Source organism: Modestobacter sp. Leaf380, assembly GCF_001424485.1.
GTDB lineage: Bacteria > Actinomycetota > Actinomycetes > Mycobacteriales > Geodermatophilaceae > Klenkia.
Genome location: NZ_LMQC01000019.1, coordinates 458,771 through 475,168 on the forward strand (window position 1 = coordinate 458,771; position 16,398 = coordinate 475,168).

Sequence of the window (16,398 nt, forward strand, 5' to 3'; positions counted from 1 at the left end):
CCTCGGTGCTGCTACTGCGCGGAGCTCCGACCGGTGATGTCGGGGGCCATCACGCCGATGATGCGCTGCAGGTCGTCGACCGAGCCGAACTCGACGACGACCCGGCCCTTCGAGCGGCCGATCTGGATCTTGACCTTGGTCTCGAAGACGTCGGACAGCCGGCCGGCCAGCTCCTCGACCCCGGGGGCGGTGATGGTCCGCCGGGACTTCCGCTTGGCCTCGGGCTCGGCGGCGACCGCCATCGCGACGGCCTCCTCGGTGGCCCGCACGCTCATGCCCTCGGCGACGATGCGGGTGGCGAGGGCGTCCATCGCCTCCGGGTCGGGCAGACCCAGCAGCGCCCGGGCATGGCCGGCGGACAGCACGCCGGCAGCGAGCCGGGTCTGCACCTTCACCGGCAGCTTCATCAGCCGGATGGTGTTGGTGACCTGCGAGCGGCTGCGGCCGATCTTGGCGGCGAGCTCCTCGTGGGTGGCGCCGAACTCCTCCAGCAGCTGCTGGTAGGCCGCCGCCTCCTCGAGCGGGTTGAGCTGCACCCGGTGGATGTTCTCCAGCAGGGCGTCGCGCAGCATCGCGTCGTCGGAGGTGTCCCGGACGATCGCCGGCACGGTCTGCAGCTCGGCCGCCCGCGCGGCGCGCAGCCGGCGCTCGCCCATGATGAGCTCGTAGCCGCCCTCGGGCCGCTCGCGCACGACGATCGGCTGCAGCAGGCCGAACTCCCGCACGGAGTGCGCGAGCTCCTCCAGCGCCTCGTCGTCGAAGACCAGGCGGGGCTGCTTGGGGTTGGGGACGACGTCGTCCACCGAGACCTCGCGCAGCTGGGCACCGGGGACGCCGGCCACCTCGGCCGGCAGGTCGGCGACCGGGGAGAGCGCCGGCGGCGGGGGCTCCTCGGTGAGACCGGCGGCCGCGCGCTCGGCGGCCGCCTCGACCGCCTCGGCGGCGCGGGCCGCCGGGGTGGCCGTCGGTGCGGGGGCGCTGGTGGGGATGAGGGCCGCCAGGCCCCGGCCGAGTCCGCCGCGCTTGCTCATGAGTTCTCCTGGGGACCTGATCGGACGCTCGCCACGGTCTCACCGAGGACGAGCGCGGACAGCGGGTGGGCCGCCGGGGGAGCGGCTGCCACTGCGGGGGTGGGCTGCACGGGCACCAGGGGTTCCAGGTCGACCCCCCGGAGCGCGAGCTCCCGGGCGGCCTCCACGTAGCTGGTGGACCCGCGCGAGCCCGGGTCGTAGGTCAGCACGGACTGCCCGTAACCGGGAGCCTCGCTGACCCGCACGTTGCGGGGGATGACCGAGGACAGCACCAGGTCCCCGAAGTGGTTGCGCACCTCGTCGGCGACCTGGTCGGCGAGCTTGGTCCGCCCGTCGTACATGGTCAGCAGGATGGTGCTCACCGAGATGCCCGGGTTCAGGTGCGCCCGGACCAGCTCGATGTTGGACAGCAGCTGACCCAGCCCCTCCAGCGCGTAGTACTCGCACTGGATGGGGATCAGCACCTCGTCCCCGGCGACGAGTGCGTTGAGCGTCAGCAGCCCGAGGGACGGCGGGCAGTCGATGAGGACGTAGTGCGGGCGCTCCTCGGCGGGCAGCGCGTGCAGGTGCGTCTCGATGGCCCGGCGCAGCCGGTGTTCCCGCGCGACCACGCTGACCAGCTCGATCTCGGCTCCGGCCAGGTCGATGGTGGCCGGGATGCAGCGCAGGTCGGGGGACGCGGTCGTCGGGTGGGTGACCTCGGCGAGCGTGGACTCACCCACCAGCGCGTCGTAGATGGACGGCGTGCCCACCGAGTGGTCCACACCCAGGGCCGTGCTGGTGTTGCCCTGCGGGTCCAGGTCGATCACCAGCACGCGCAGGCCGAACAACGACAGCGCGACGCCGAGGTTCACCGTCGAGGTGGTCTTCCCGACGCCGCCCTTCTGGTTGGCGATGGTGATGACCCGGATCCGCCCGGGGGCGGGGAAGGGCTCCTGCTCGTTCGCGTGCAGCACCCGAGTGGCCCGCATGGCCTCCATCGCGATGGGGCTGTCGAACTCGACACCGGCAGGCGGGGAGTCGGCGGCGAGACTGCTCCGCAGCCGTTCGCCTGGATCCGTCATGCCTGCGTCCTCCTCGCCCGACCGTGTTCCACGTGGAACGGGTCGGGTCCTGTAGCCAGTTCCACGTGAAACGCGCTCGTGGACTCGTTCCACGACCCAGCCTACGGGTCGCAGGTGGGTGTGCGGACCAGCCGCTCAGCGACCGCCGCGGGTCATGACGACGACCGTGGTGGCCGCCGACCCCAGCGACTCACCGACCGCCCGCACGTGCACGTCCCGCATCCCGGCCGCCGCGAACCGGGGGATCAGCGAGGGCACCTCGGCCGCCGCCTTGGCTCCGACGAGGGCGACCAGCTGGGCACCGGGCCGCAGCAGGGGCGTGCACCAGCCCACCAGCCGGGGGAGGGGTGCCACCGCCCGGGCGGTGACCACGTCGACCGGACCCACGGCGCGGCCGACGGACTTCTCCTCGGCCCGCCCGCGGACGACCCGCCAGTCCGTGCCCAGCGCGGCGACGACGTCCTCGAGGAACTCGACCCGGCGGGCCATCGGCTCCACCAGGGACAACGTCAGGTCCGGTCGCGCCAACGCCAGCGGGATGCCGGGCAGCCCGGCCCCGCTGCCGATGTCGACGACCCGGGCACCCTGGGGCACGGCCTCGGCGACCGCGGCGCTGTTGAGCACGTGCCGCTCCCACAGTCGGGGGACCTCGCGGGGACCGATCAGCCCGCGCACGACCCCGTCGCCGGCGAGCAGCTCGACGTAACGCCGAGCCAGTGGCAGGGCGTCACCGAAGACCGCCGCGGCGGTCGCCGGCTCCTCCGGCAGCTGCGGGGCGGTGGGTTCGGTGGGTTCCTCGGGCGACGTCACTTCTCGGGCAGGACCACGACGCGGCGGTTCGGCTCCTCGCCCTCGGACTCGCTGCGCACGCCGGCCGCGGCGGCGATGACGTCGTGCACGACCTTGCGCTCGAAGGGGTTCATCGCAGCCAGCCGCTCGGGCGCGCCGCTCTCGGCGACCCGGCTGGCGGCATCGCCGGCGAGCGCGGTGAGGTCGGCGCGACGCTGCGCCCGGAAGCCACCGACGTCGAGCATCAGCCGGCTGCGGGTCCCGGTGGACTGCGCCACGGCGAGCCGGGTCAGCTCCTGCAGGGCCTCCAGCGTGGCGCCCTCGGGCCCGATCAGGGTGGTCAGCTGACCCCCGACGACGGCGACGGAGGCGCGGTCGCCCTCCACGTCGAGGTCGATGTCACCGTCCACGTCGAGGATGTCCAGCAGCCGCTCCAGGTAGTCCCCGGCGACGTCGCCCTCGCGCACGAGGAGGTCGTCGGCCCCCTCGTCGTCGTCCTCGTCGTCCTCGTCGTCCCCGGCCTCCGCAGCGTCCCGTGCCGGGGCGTCCTCGGAGACGACGTCGACCGGCTCGACGACCGCGTCGGCCGAGGCCTCGTCGGCGTCGGGGAGCAGGGTCTCCCCGCCGTCGGTGGGCAGGACGGCGCCGGAGGTGGCCTCGGCGGTGACGGCGGTGTCCGGGCTCGCGGTGCTGTCGGTGCTGCTCTGCGGTGCGCTCACGTGGGTTCCTCCGGAGGAGTGCAGGCGGCCGGGTCGAGCCCGGTGAAGTGGGGGCCGGCGACGAGGCGACCGGCCGGGGGCCGCCTCACCGGGAGGGAGGCGGCCAGCGGCTCAGCGGCGTTTGCGCTTGCCGCGGTTGGCCGGGCCGGCGGACCCGCCCGAGGACCCGGACCGTGGGCGGGTGGTCCCCGATGCCGGGCGGCTGGCCCCGGTGCCCTCGGAGGCCGCGGTGGAGCCGGCGCCCTCGGCCGGGGTGTCGATGACCCCGTCGAGGTCGGCGTCGACGGCGGACGCGGGGCCCGAGGTCACCGCGGGGCGGCCCGTCTTGGGCCGGACGGGCTTGGCACCGGGCTTGGGCGCGAGCAGCTTGGGGTCGATCCGGGGCTTGTCGGCCTCGGCCTTGGCCAGGGCGCCGGGCGACCCGGGCGGGGGCAGCTTCTTGAGGATGTAGAACTGCTGGCCCAGGGTCCACAGGTTGTTGGTGAACCAGTACAGCAGCACCAGGATCGGGAAGAAGAAGCCGGAGACGAAGAGGCTGATCGGCATGCCGTACAGCAGCAGCTTCTGGATCGTGGCGGCCTGGCCCTCGACCGGCCCGGAGCGCTTCTGGATCTGCTTCTGGGTGTAGAAGGTCGTGAAGCACATGATGATGATCAAGATGCCGGCGACGACCCGGATGCCGGTGTAGCTGCCGTCCGTCAGGCCCAGGATGGCCCGCTCCTTCTCGCCCACCATGTTGAACGAGGCGGCGATCGGGGCGGTGAACAGCTTGGCAGCGGCGGCCTGCTCGGTGAGGGTGTCCGACCAGCTGTACAGCCCCTCCTTGCCGGGCGCGATGCGCCGCAGCACGTGGAACAGGCCGATGAAGATCGGGATCTGCGGCAGGATCGGCAGGCAGCCGGCCAGCGGGTTGACCCCGCGCTCCTTCTGCATGGCCATCATGGCCTGGCTGAAGCCCTGCTTGTCAGAGCCGTACTGCTTGCGCAGCTTCTGGATCTCGGGCTGGATCTCCTGCATCGCCCGCTGGCTCTTCACCTGCTTGACGAACAGGCGGAACAGCAGGACGCGGATGGTCACCACCAGCATGACCACCGACAGCGCCCAGGCGATGCCGCCCGCCGGGTCCAGGAACGTGGAGAACAGTGCGTGCCACTGCTTCATCACCCACGCGATCGCGGTGTACAGCCAGTCAAGCAACGCCAGCCTCCTGCTGCGGGATCCGGCCGCCGGTGGGCCGGGGAGCTCGGGTGGGGCGGACGGCGGCTGCCGGTCCTGCCCCCGTGTCCGACGAGTGGACGTGCTGTGCGGTTCCTGGATCGGTGGCGGACCGTGTGGTGCCGGGCACCAGGTCGACGCCGCCGGGGTGCCAGGGGGCGCACTTGGCGATCCGGGCGACCGCCAGCCAGCTGCCCCGGGCCGCACCGTGCACCTGCACGGCCTCCTGGGCGTACTCGCTGCAGGTCGGGACGAACCGGCAGCGCGGGCCCAGCACCGGGCTGATCGCGCGCCGGTAGAAACCGACGGCGGACAGCAGCGCCCGGGCGGCCGGGCTGCTCACGGCCTGCCCCCGGAGGAGCCGGTCGTGCGGGCCGGCCGGGCGTCGAGCACCCGGTCCAGGCCGCGGCTGAGGTCCCGGCGCATCGTGCCGACATCGGCGATGGCCGCCTCGGGCCGAGCCCGGACCACCAGGTCGGCCCCGTCGGGCAGCCGGTGCAGCTCGTCGCGCACCAGGTGGCGCAGCTGACGGGTCACCCGGTGCCGACAGACCGAGTTGCCGACGGACTTGCCCACCACGAAACCGGCCCGCGGTCCGGCCGGAGGGTCCTGGGGACCCCCGGTACGGACGACGGGCCGTTCGGGCAGGTAGTGCAGCACCATGGTCGGACGCCCGGCACGCCGGCCGGAGCGGACGACCACGGTGAACTCCGGACGCCGGCGCAGGCGTGCCTGCGCGGGCAGCACCTCAGGCGGAGAGCTTGTCGCGACCCTTGCGGCGGCGGCCGGCGAGGATGGCGCGGCCGGCGCGGGTGCGCATCCGGAGCCGGAAGCCGTGCGTCTTGGACCGACGGCGGTTGTTCGGCTGGAACGTGCGCTTGCTCACGAGGTACTCCCACTGACGACGTCGAGGCGGTGGCCGGCCTGTCGGGCCGGCCACGCGGCGGTGCTGGTGGGCGCACGACGTGTGTCGCGGCCCGGTCCGCACCGAGGCTGGTCTGCTGCGGTCACGCACGGACAGCACGCAGGGCACACGTGCAGGACCGTCCGCTGTCCACAGACGCCGACAAGCATAGCCGAGGAGGCCAGCGGCCCGGCGGACGGGAGGACAGCGGACCCGCCATGTTGCACCACGCACCCCCGGCGGGCCCCGGACGACGCGCCGGTGGGTGCCACCGGGTCCGGTGCCGGTCGTTGCCCGCCTGTGGATCCGGCTGTTAGCGTCGCCGCGCTGCCCGACTCCCGGGAGAACCCCCCGAACGCCGTCCCCGGACGGGTCCCGGACACCCGTCCGACCCGCCGTCCGGACCGGCCCACGGGCTCCTGACCTGGACGGACGCCCCGCACGCCGCGGGACAGCCGCCCACCGCCCCACCACGTCCCGACCTCTGTCCACAGACTGTGGACCCCGGTGTGGACGCCGAGGGTGGACGGGTCCACACCTGGGGAACGAGCGGGGGACGGAGCGGTCCGCCGCACCCGGCCCCCCAGCGGCCCCGCCACCGGACGACGTCGTCCGCACGGGTGTCCGGCGGGTGGCCACCGGCCCCCACGGGGGTGACGCCGGGGCACACGGCAGGGCAGGCTGCAGTCCTCCCCGTGCGCACGGGGACCATCGGCGCGACGCGAGCGACACGAGGAGCTCGGCACGCGACGCAGCGCGAGCACCGTCAGCACGACCAGCACCGCACCACCGGCACGGCACGGCACGGCACGGCACGGCACGGCACGGCCAGCAGGGACCGCACCACCAGCACGGACGGCACGACCGACACGGCACCACCGCCGGCACGCGGCACGCACACGGGGACGCAGGGAAGGGGACACAGCCGATGGCCGACTCTCAGGTCGACCTGGCCACGGTCTGGGACGGCATCCGGGAGCGACTGGCCGGCAGCCTGTCCCCCCAGCAGAACGCGATGCTGAACCTGACCCGGCCGCTGGGTCTCGTCGAGGGCGTCGCCGTCCTGTCGGCGCCCAACGAGTTCACCCAGACGGTGCTGGAGTCCCGGATGCGGACGGCCCTCACCGACGCCCTGTCCGCGGAGTTCGGCCGGGAGATCAAGGTCGCCGTCCAGCTGGAGGACACCCCCAGCGAGGCCGCCCGCGACGCCGCCGCCGAGACCGCCGACAGCGGCTGGGACCGGCCCGCCGACCGGGTGGCCGAGCAGCGCGACCGTCGTCCCGAGTGGGAGCGCGAGGACCGCGCGCGGGAGGACCGGGCCCGCGAGGACCGCGCCCGGGAGGACTGGCAGCGTGACCGCGAGGACGAGGACCGGGCCGCCCGCGCCCAGCTCGACGACGGACGCAGCGCCTTCGGTGTGCGCAGCGACGCCCCGCGCACCGACGTCTGGCTGCCCGAGTCCGGTGACGGCCGGGACTGGTCGCGCGGCACCGCCTCGCGGGACTCCTACGACCGGGCCCCCGCCTGGGACCGGCCCCGCAACGACCCCCGACGACCGGCGCCCTGGGACGTCGACGACGAGCGGGACCGCGACCGGGGTGGCAACGGCGGCGGGAACGGCAACGGCCGGGGCAGCGTCCCGCTCTTCGCCGACCGTCGGTCCGGCGGCGGGGACCTGGGGCTCAACCCCAAGTACGTCTTCGACAGCTTCGTCATCGGCAACAGCAACCGGTTCGCCCACGCCGCCGCGGTCGCGGTCGCCGAGGCGCCGGCCCGGGCCTACAACCCGCTCTTCGTCTACGGCGACTCCGGGCTGGGCAAGACCCACCTGCTGCACGCGATCGGGCACTACGCGGCGCGGATGTTCCCCAACGTCCGGGTCCGCTACGTCTCGACCGAGGAGTTCACCAACGAGTTCATCAACCTGGTGCACTCGGGCCGGGCCGAGGACTTCCGCCGTCGCTACCGGGACATCGACTTCCTGCTGATCGACGACATCCAGTTCCTGGAGCGTGCCGAGCGCACCCAGGAGGAGTTCTTCCACACCTTCAACACCCTGCACAACGCCAGCAAGCAGATCGTGATCACCTCCGACCGGCCGCCCAAGAAGCTGACGACGCTGGAGGACCGGCTGCGCACCCGCTTCGAGTGGGGGCTGATCACCGACGTCCAGGCGCCGGACCTGGAGACCCGCATCGCGATCCTGCGCAAGAAGGCGTGGGGGGAGCGGCTGCAGGCACCCGACGCGGTGCTGGAGTTCATCGCCAGCAAGGTGCAGACCAACATCCGCGAGCTCGAGGGTGCGCTGATCCGGGTGACGGCGTTCGCCAGCCTGAACAAGCAGCCCGTCGACCTCGCGCTGGCCGAGCTGGTGCTCAAGGACCTGATCAGCGACGAGCAGGGCCCGCAGATCACCGCGGCCATCATCATGGCGGCCACGGCCGAGTACTTCTCCGTGACGATGGAGGAGCTGCAGGGCGCCAACCGCTCCCGCACGCTGGTCAACGCCCGGCAGATCGCGATGTACCTGTGCCGTGAGCTGACCGAGCTGTCGCTGCCCCGGATCGGTGCCTCCTTCGGCGGCAAGGACCACACCACCGTCATGCACGCGGTCAAGAAGATCACCGGCCTGATGAGCGAGCGGCGGGCCACCTACACCCAGGTCACCGAGCTCACCGCCCGGATCAAGAGCCGCGCCCGCCAGTAGGGACGACGTCCACCCGAGAGGCCCCCGACCCACGCGGTCGGGGGCCTCTCGTCGTCCTGGGCCGGGCAGCACGCGGGGTCCGTCGTCGACGGCCGCGGACCGGTGACCACTGTCCCGCCACGTCGGTCACCGATCGGGTGACCCCCGGCGACCCGCCCGGGGGGCGTCGCCGTGTCGACCGCCGCGCCTCACTCGTCCTGGTGACTGTGCGCAGTCGATCCGGGACCCCGCCGTCCCACGGATCCCGCTGTCCCCAGCTCTGTGCACAGGTTGGGGAGATCCCGTGCCGTCCGGGTCACGATTCGTGACGACGGACGGTGACCCCGTGTCCGTGCAGGTCAGCGGCCCGGTCGGTGACCTGCACCGGTGACCGGCCGGCCGGGGACGGTCACCGGCCCTCGTCGTCCACACCGTGTCCCCATGTCGACCGCCCTCCTCCCCACCCCCTCCACCCCTGGTCCCCCGGTCCGTCCCCGGTGACGTCCCCCCTGCGGGGGGTGACCGGCGCCCTGTGCAGTCGAGGGGGGCGGAGCCGGGACAGCGGGTGGACCAGGGGTGGAGGCAGCCGGTCACCGGTGGACCGAAGCCGCTGTGTCCCCATGTCGACCCCAGGCAGACGGTCACCGGCCCACACCGGGCCAACAGCCCCACTCGGTGCCTGAGCAGCGGAAACAGGGCCTTTCCCCAGTACCCACACCCGTGATGACGGTGATGAGTGATGTCCCTCGGAGATTCCTTGAACCACACACTGGGTGTGCACGTGCCGGTCGCCGAGTCGACACCGACGAGCAGCAGCAGGGGCAGGGGTGCCGGTGGGGGGCTGTCGACGCCGGGCCCCCGGGCAGGGGAGACTGACCGCCGCAGGTGACCGGCGCGGCCGGTGACCGGACCCGGCGTGCACCAGCACGACCGCCGGCGGCACGGACCAGCGAGCACGGACCGAGCACGGACCAGCACAGCGCCAGACGAGCAGGGGTGGACACGACATGAAGTTCCGGGTGGCACGCGAGGTGCTCGCCGACGCGGTCGCGTGGACGGCACGCAGCCTCCCGCCGCGACCGTCGGTGCCGGTCCTGGCCGGGATCCTGCTGGAGGTCGAGGGCAGCTCGCTGTCGGTCTCGGGCTTCGACTACGAGGTCTCGGCCCGCTCCGAGGTCGACGTGTCCTCCTCCGAGGGCGGGCGCGCCCTGGTCCCGGGCCGGCTGCTGGCCGAGATCACCCGGGCCCTGCCGCCGCACCAGGTCGAGGTCGTCGCCGAGGGCGCCCGGCTGTCGATCACCTGCGGCAACGCGAAGTTCTCGCTGCCCACGCTGCCGGTCGAGGACTACCCCTCGCTGCCCTCGATGCCCTCCACCGCGGGCGTCGTGGACAGCGACGCCTTCGCCGAGGCCGTCGGACAGGTCGCCGTCGCGGCCGGGCGGGACGACACGCTGCCGATGCTCACCGGCGTCCGGCTCGAGATCGAGGACGACGTCGTCACCCTCGCCGCCACCGACCGCTACCGGCTGGCCGTCCGGGAGTTCGCCTGGCGCCCGGAGACCCCGGGTCTGTCGGCCGCCGTCCTGGTGCCCGCGCGGACCCTGGCCGATGCCGCCAAGACGCTGACCAGCGGCCCCGAGGTCGTGCTGTCGCTGTCCTCGGGCGGCTCCGGCGAGGGCATCCTCGGCATGAGCGGCAAGGACCGCCAGACCACGACCCGGCTGCTGGACGCCGAGTTCGTCAAGTACCGCGCGATCATGCCCAGCGAGTCCGCCTCGCACGCGACGCTGCCGGTCGGCCTGTTCACCGACGCCGCCAAGCGCGTGGCCCTGGTCGCCGAGCGGGGCACCCCGCTGCGCTGCGAGTTCACCCCGGGCCAGGTGACCCTGCGCGCCGGTGGCACCGACGACGAGGGCCAGGCCGAGGAGCGGTGCGACGTCGAGTTCGACGGTGACCCGCTGACCATCGGGTTCAACCCGACGTTCCTGCTGGACGGGCTGGCCGCGGTGCACACCGAGCGGGCCCGGATGGACTTCACCAGTGCGCTCAAGCCGGCCGTCCTGTCGGGCTCCTACGAGCCCGCCGGCGACGGTGACGGCGCGGCTCCCAAGCCGGGCAGCTACCGCTACCTGATCATGCCGGTGCGTCTCCCGGGGTGACCTGAGCTCGAATCGCGCCCGGCACCGCCGGGCGCGCACCATGGGTCCGCCACCGGGGCAGCGCCGCCGAGACCGGAGCAGGGCGACCCACCACTGATGCGAGGAGGACCGGCGTGCAGCTGGGGCTGATCGGACTGGGCAAGATGGGCGGCAACATGGCCGAGCGGCTGCGCCGCGCGGGCCACGAGGTCGTCGGGTACGACAACGCACCGGGCAAGCGGGACGTCGACAGCCTGCAGGGCCTGGTCGACGCGCTCGAGGCCCCCCGCGTGGTGTGGGTGATGGTCCCCAGCGGCGACCCGACGCGGCAGACGGTGAGCGCGCTCAAGGAGCTGCTCAGCGAGGGCGACGTCGTCGTCGACGGTGGCAACTCGAAGTTCACCGACGACAAGATCCACGCCGACGACCTGGCGACCGTGGGCATCGGCTACGTCGACGCCGGCGTCTCCGGTGGTGTCTGGGGCCTGGAGAACGGCTACGCGCTGATGGTCGGCGGCTCGAAGGAGGACGTGGCGAAGGTCCAGCCCGTCTTCGACGCCCTCAAGCCCCCGGCGCCGCAGGACGAGTCCGGCCAGGCCGTGCCCGGCGCGGGCTTCGTGCACGCCGGACCGGTGGGTGCCGGCCACTTCGCCAAGATGGTCCACAACGGCATCGAGTACGCGATGATGCAGGCCTACGGCGAGGGCTACGAGCTGCTGGCCGCCGTCGACCTGGTCGAGGACGTCCCGGGCGTCATCGCCTCCTGGACCCAGGGCACCGTCATCCGCTCCTGGCTGCTGGACCTGCTGGTCCGCGCGCTGCAGGAGGACCCGGGCCTGGACGACATCACCGGCTGGGCCGCCGACTCCGGCGAGGGCCGCTGGACCGTCGAGCAGGCGATCGAGCACGCCGTCCCGATGCCGGCGATCTCGGCGTCGCTGTTCGCCCGCTTCGCCTCCCGCCAGGACGACAGCCCGACGATGAAGGCCGTCGCCGCGCTGCGCAACCAGTTCGGCGGGCACGCCGTGCAGGCCAAGAAGCAGGAGGTCGAGGACCCCGCCTGAGCGGGAGCGTCGACGACTCCAGACTGGTCGGCCCCCTCGCAGGGGCCCGAGCCGAGCTCGCGAGGCTCGGGGCGCGAGGGGGTCCTCCATGTACGTCCGGCACCTCCAGTTGGGGTCCTTCCGCAGCTGGGACGCCGTCGACCTGCCGCTGACACCGGGGCCGACGGTCTTCGTCGGCCGCAACGGCCAGGGCAAGACCAACCTGGTCGAGGCGGTCGGCTACCTGGCGACGCTGGGCAGCCACCGGGTGTCCAACGACGCACCGCTGGTCCGGCACGGTGCGCAGCAGGCCGTCGTCCGGGCCGCGCTGCGCAAGGACGACCGCGAGCTGCTGGTCGAGGTGGAGATCAACCCCGGCCGGGCCAACCGGGTGCGGGTGAACCGCTCCCCGTTGCCCCGGCCGCGGGAGCTGCTGGGCCTGGTCAAGACGGTGCTCTTCGCGCCGGAGGACCTGGCACTCGTGCGGGGCGACCCGACCGAGCGCCGCCGGTTCCTCGACGACCTGTTGGTCAGCCGCACGCCGCGGCTGGCCGGCGTCCGGTCGGACTACGACCGGGTGCTCAAGCAGCGCAACGCCCTGCTCAAGACCGCGAAGCTGGCCCGCGGCGGGGCCATCGCCACGCTCGAGGTCTGGGACGGCCACCTCGCCGACCTGGGCGGCCAGCTGCTGGCGGCCCGGCTGCAGCTGGCCACCGACCTGGCCCCGCACGTGACCGCGGCCTACGCCGAGGTCGCCGGGCCCGGCAGCGACCCGGCGACCCTGGGCTACACCAGCACCGTGCCGATGGCCGGGGACGGGACGGCGTTCGTGCCCGGCCTGGGCCTGCCGACCGCGGCCGAGCTCACCGGGGCGTTGCGTCAGCGGGTCGAGGAGCGCCGCAAGGAAGAGGTCGACCGGGGGGTCACCCTGGTCGGCCCGCACCGCGACGACCTGGTGCTGCACCTGGGGCCGGCCCCGGCCAAGGGGTACGCCAGCCACGGGGAGTCCTGGTCGTTCGCGCTGGCGCTGAAGCTGGCCTGCTTCCAGCTGCTGCGCGCCGACGGCGAGGAGCCGGTGCTGGTGCTCGACGACGTGTTCGCCGAGCTGGACGCCGGCCGGCGGACCGCGTTGGCCGAGGTGGCCGGCACCGCCGAGCAGACCCTGATCACCGCCGCCGTCGCCGAGGACGTGCCCGAGGCGCTGCGCGGCACCCGGGTGCTGGTCGCCGGCGGCACCGCGACGGTGCTGGAGGACGGGCCACCGGACGACGGGCCACTGGACGACGGGCCACTGGACGACGAGGCACCGGACGACGAGGCACCGGTCGACGGGCGACTCGAGGACGGGGAGGTGGCCACCCGTGGCTGAGGAGCGACCGGCCCGGCCCAGCGACATCGCCCGGGCCGCGCTGGACGCGGCGCGGGCGGCGTCCGCGGCCCGCCCCAAGCCCACCCGGCGCCGGGTCGCCGGTCCGCGCCGGTCCTGGACCGGTGCGCACCCCGGCGCGGACGACCCGCAGACCCTGGGTGCACTGGTCGACTCCCTGGTCAGCCAGCAGGACTGGAGCGAGCGGACCAAGGTCGGGTCGGTGTTCGGCCGCTGGGACTCCCTGGTCGGCCCGGAGATCGCCGCGCACTGCGCCCCGCAGTCCCTGAGCGAGGGCGAGCTGACCGTCGTCGCGGAGTCCACCGCGTGGGCGACCCAGCTGCGCATGATGGCCCCGACGATCCTGGCCCGGCTGCACGGTGGGTTGGGCGGCGGCGTCGGTGGGGACGTCGTGACCCGGTTGCGCGTTGTCGGACCGACGGCACCCAGCTGGAAGAAGGGCCCGCGCACGGTCCGCGGCCGCGGACCCCGCGACACCTACGGCTGAGGCCCCACCCCGAGCCACCACCCCCCCGAACGAGAGCGAGCCCCGATGACCACCCCCCGCGACGGCGACCCCGGCGGCGCAGACGAGCGTCCCGAGGACCAGCGCGGCTGGTCCGAGCCCGACCACCGCAGCGGTGCCGACGCCGCCCGCCGCGGGGAGACCCCGCCGGACGGCGGTGCACCGTCCGGCGGCGCGACCCCGGCCGGCGGCGCGACCCCGGCGGGTGGCGACGCCGACCGGGGCTGGGAGCCCCCGGGCTGGTCGCTGCCCAGCGCCGAGCCCGAGCGGCCCCAGCAGCCGTGGCAGCCCCCGCAGTGGCAGCAGCCCCAGGGCGACCAGCCGCAGAGCCACCAGCCCCAGCAGGACTGGGACGCGACCCCGCCGCCCCCCGGCACCCCGGCCGCGGACCCCTGGGACGCGCCGCGGTCGCCCGAGCCCTGGGACACCCCCCAGCAGCAGCCCCAGCAGGCCCCGCCCGAGCGCCGCCGCGGTGGGCTGTTCGGCGGCCTCTTCGGCGGCGGCCGGGGCGCGTCGGGCCCGGAGACCCAGGGCTGGGAGCAGCCCGCCCCGCCCCCCGTCGACCCCACCGACCGGTACGGCCTGCGCGCCTGGGGCACTTCGCTGGGCTGGACGGCGACCGACGGCACCGGCCCCGAGGACGCCGCGATCACCGCGCTGGTGCGCACCGCCCCGATCCGGCCCGGCAAGGACGACGTCCCCACCAACGTGCTGCGCGGGCGGGCCGACGGGCTGGACCTGGTCGCCTTCGACGTCGTCTCCCCCTACGGCCGGGGCTGGGTGGCCACCCACGCGGTGACCGCCGCCCCGCTGCTGGGCCAGGTGCCCGCGCTGCGGCTGGGCCCGGCCCGGCTGTGGCGGCACGGCACCGGCGGCATGCTGCAGATCCCCAGCGGCGACCCCGAGTTCGACCAGCGCTGGGTGCTGCTGACCCGCGAGGACGGCCCGCAGGTCCGCCGCCTGGTCGACGACCCGGTGGTCCGGCAGGCCCTGCTGGGCAGCGACGACGGCGACGAGCTGTGGACGGCGGAGGGCTTCGTGGCCGCCGTCCGGCCCGACGCGCAGCGCCCGCTGCTGGTCCAGCACCACGCCCGGCTGCTGGCCGCGGTGACCGCCGCCCTGGCCGCGGGGTGACCCAGCCCCCTGCCGGGGGCCCGACACCGACGCCGGCGGCGGGGCTGCGCGAGCTGCTGCCGCTGCTGCGTCCGCACAAGCGGGCGCTGGTCGCGGCCGCGGTGCTCTCGCTGGTGTCGGCCGCGGCCGCGCTGGCCCAGCCGCTGCTGGTGTCCCGGGTGGTGTCGGCGGTCGGTTCGGGCGGCGCGCTGCTGCCCGGCGTCGCCACGCTGGTGGTCGTGCTGGTCGCGGCCGCCGTGCTCGGTGCCGGCCAGCAGTACCTGCTGCAGCGCACGGCCGAGGGCGTCGTGCTGTCCACCCGCCGGACGCTGGCCGACCGGCTGCTGCGGCTGCCGGTCGCCGAGTACGACCGGCGGCGCACCGGGGACCTGATGAGCCGGGTCGGCTCGGACACCACGCTGCTGCGGGCCACGGTCACCAGCGGTGTCGTCGAGGTCGGCGGGTCGCTGGTGCTGGGGGTCGGTGCGCTGATCGCGATGGCGCTGGTCGACGTCTGGCTGCTGCTGGTGACGCTGGCGTCGGTGTCGATCGGCGTGGGCACCGCGATCGCCGCGGCTCGCCGCGTCCGGGTGCTGTCCCGGCAGGCCCAGGAGCAGGTCGGCGCGATGAGCGCCGCGGTGGAGCGGGCACTGTCCGCCGTCCGCACCATCCGGGCCAGCGGCGCGACCGGCCGGGAGGTCGACACGGTCGGCTCGTCGGCGGAGAAGGCGTTCACCGCCGGGGTCGCCGTGGCCCGGCTGCAGGCGCTGGTCGCCCCGGCCAGCGGCATCGCGATCCAGGGCGCGTTCCTGGCGGTGCTGGGCCTGGGTGGCTACCGGGTGGCCACCGGCGCGATCTCCATCGCCGACCTGATCGCCTTCATCCTCTACCTGTTCCTGCTGGTCCAGCCGCTGGGCCAGGTCATCCGGGCCTACACCGAGCTGCAGACCGGGCTGGGTGCCCTGGCCCGGGTGCAGGAGGTCCTCGCCCTCACCCCCGAGGACGACGACGTCCCCGAGCGCCCCGGGACGACGACGGCGCCGCGACTGCCCGCGGCCGGTGACCCCACCCCGCTGCTGGAGCTGCGCGACGTCGACTTCGACTACCCCGACGGCACCCGGGTGCTGCACGGGGTGTCCTTCGCGGTCCCCGCCGGCACCCGGACGGCGCTGGTCGGGCCGTCGGGTGCGGGCAAGTCCACGCTGCTCGCGCTGGTCGAGGGCTTCTACCCGCTGTCCGGTGGGTCGGTCCGCTGGGCCGGCACCGACGTGCGGGAGCTGCCGCGGGCGGTGCTGCGGGCCGGGATGGGCTACGTCGAGCAGGAGGCGCCGGTGCTGGCCGGCACGATCCGGGAGAACCTGCTGCTGGCCGCCCCGGACACCGCCGAACCGGCGCTGTGGGCGGTGCTCGAGGCGGTCGGGCTGACCCCGGTGGTGGCCCGGTCCCCGCTGGGCCTGGACGTGCTGGTCGGCGACGACGGCGTGCTGTTGTCCGGTGGGGAGCGGCAACGGCTGGCGATCGCCCGGTCGCTGCTGGCCCGCCCGGCGCTGCTGCTGCTGGACGAGCCGACCGCCAGCCTGGACGCCCGCAACGAGACCCTGCTGCGCCAGACGCTGGCCACCGCCGCGCAGGACCGGGCGCTGCTGGTGGTGGCGCACCGGCTGTCCACGGTGCGCGACTCCGACCAGATCGTGGTCCTGGACGGCGGCCGGGTGGTCGCCGTGGGCACGCACGACGAGCTGGTCGAGAGCGACCCGCTGTACCGGGAGCTCGCCACCGCCCAGCTGCTGGTCTGATGGGACCC

The 16,398-nt window shown here is 74.5% G+C and carries 15 protein-coding genes; 7 read left to right on the plus strand and 8 right to left on the minus strand.

What is annotated here, in order from left to right:
• Positions 1-11 precede the first annotated feature (11 nt).
• The 8 genes from ASG41_RS14630 to rpmH form a co-directional block, all read right to left on the minus strand.
• Entirely contained in the window at positions 12-1,031 is a 1,020-nt protein-coding gene (locus ASG41_RS14630; protein ID WP_056296129.1) for a ParB/RepB/Spo0J family partition protein, read from the minus strand.
• Positions 1,028-2,095, minus strand: coding sequence for a ParA family protein (locus tag ASG41_RS14635; protein ID WP_056296131.1), 1,068 nt, complete (start codon positions 2,093-2,095; stop codon positions 1,028-1,030). Before ASG41_RS14635 ends, ASG41_RS14630 begins: the two co-directional genes overlap by 4 nt.
• 135 nt (positions 2,096-2,230) lie before the next feature.
• Positions 2,231-2,905 carry a 16S rRNA (guanine(527)-N(7))-methyltransferase RsmG gene (rsmG, locus tag ASG41_RS14640; RefSeq protein WP_056296134.1) on the minus strand — a complete coding sequence of 225 codons (675 nt, stop codon included), beginning with the start codon at positions 2,903-2,905 and terminating at the stop codon, positions 2,231-2,233.
• Positions 2,902-3,603, minus strand: coding sequence for a R3H domain-containing nucleic acid-binding protein (locus tag ASG41_RS14645; RefSeq protein ID WP_056296137.1), 702 nt, complete (start codon positions 3,601-3,603; stop codon positions 2,902-2,904). Before ASG41_RS14645 ends, rsmG begins: the two co-directional genes overlap by 4 nt.
• A 111-nt stretch (positions 3,604-3,714) precedes the next feature.
• Positions 3,715-4,800 carry a membrane protein insertase YidC gene (gene yidC / locus ASG41_RS14650; protein WP_056296140.1) on the minus strand — a complete coding sequence of 362 codons (1,086 nt, stop codon included), beginning with the start codon at positions 4,798-4,800 and terminating at the stop codon, positions 3,715-3,717.
• Positions 4,793-5,161, minus strand: coding sequence for a membrane protein insertion efficiency factor YidD (gene yidD, locus ASG41_RS23685; protein ID WP_056296143.1), 369 nt, complete (start codon positions 5,159-5,161; stop codon positions 4,793-4,795). The genes yidC and yidD overlap by 8 nt, the downstream gene beginning before the upstream one ends.
• On the minus strand, positions 5,158-5,565 hold the full coding sequence (rnpA, locus tag ASG41_RS14660) for a ribonuclease P protein component (RefSeq protein ID WP_056296146.1): 408 nt from the start codon (positions 5,563-5,565) through the stop codon (positions 5,158-5,160). The genes yidD and rnpA overlap by 4 nt, the downstream gene beginning before the upstream one ends.
• A gap of 1 nt (position 5,566) precedes the next feature.
• Positions 5,567-5,704: a 50S ribosomal protein L34 gene (gene rpmH, locus ASG41_RS14665; RefSeq protein WP_056296149.1), complete on the minus strand. Its 138-nt coding sequence runs from the start codon at positions 5,702-5,704 to the stop codon at positions 5,567-5,569.
• Positions 5,705-6,650: 946 nt separating this feature from the next.
• Between rpmH and dnaA the strand changes: the two genes are divergently transcribed.
• From dnaA to ASG41_RS14700, 7 genes are all read left to right on the plus strand, one after another.
• Entirely contained in the window at positions 6,651-8,429 is a 1,779-nt protein-coding gene (dnaA, locus tag ASG41_RS14670) for a chromosomal replication initiator protein DnaA (protein ID WP_056296152.1), read from the plus strand.
• Positions 8,430-9,415: 986 nt separating this feature from the next.
• Complete coding sequence (gene dnaN, locus ASG41_RS14675; RefSeq protein WP_056296155.1) at positions 9,416-10,567, plus strand: DNA polymerase III subunit beta; 1,152 nt, start codon at positions 9,416-9,418, stop codon at positions 10,565-10,567.
• A gap of 113 nt (positions 10,568-10,680) precedes the next feature.
• Positions 10,681-11,610 (plus strand): phosphogluconate dehydrogenase (NAD(+)-dependent, decarboxylating), encoded by a 930-nt coding sequence (gene gnd / locus ASG41_RS14680; RefSeq protein WP_056296157.1) that lies wholly within the window; start codon positions 10,681-10,683, stop codon positions 11,608-11,610.
• A gap of 88 nt (positions 11,611-11,698) precedes the next feature.
• Positions 11,699-12,958 (plus strand): DNA replication/repair protein RecF, encoded by a 1,260-nt coding sequence (gene recF / locus ASG41_RS14685; RefSeq protein ID WP_082556944.1) that lies wholly within the window; start codon positions 11,699-11,701, stop codon positions 12,956-12,958.
• Complete coding sequence (locus tag ASG41_RS14690) at positions 12,951-13,463, plus strand: DUF721 domain-containing protein (RefSeq protein ID WP_056296160.1); 513 nt, start codon at positions 12,951-12,953, stop codon at positions 13,461-13,463. Before recF ends, ASG41_RS14690 begins: the two co-directional genes overlap by 8 nt.
• A gap of 45 nt (positions 13,464-13,508) precedes the next feature.
• Positions 13,509-14,615, plus strand: a complete 1,107-nt coding sequence (locus tag ASG41_RS14695; RefSeq protein WP_056296165.1) for a hypothetical protein — start codon at positions 13,509-13,511, stop codon at positions 14,613-14,615.
• On the plus strand, positions 14,612-16,390 hold the full coding sequence (locus ASG41_RS14700) for an ABC transporter ATP-binding protein (RefSeq protein ID WP_082556945.1): 1,779 nt from the start codon (positions 14,612-14,614) through the stop codon (positions 16,388-16,390). Before ASG41_RS14695 ends, ASG41_RS14700 begins: the two co-directional genes overlap by 4 nt.
• Positions 16,391-16,398 lie beyond the last annotated feature (8 nt).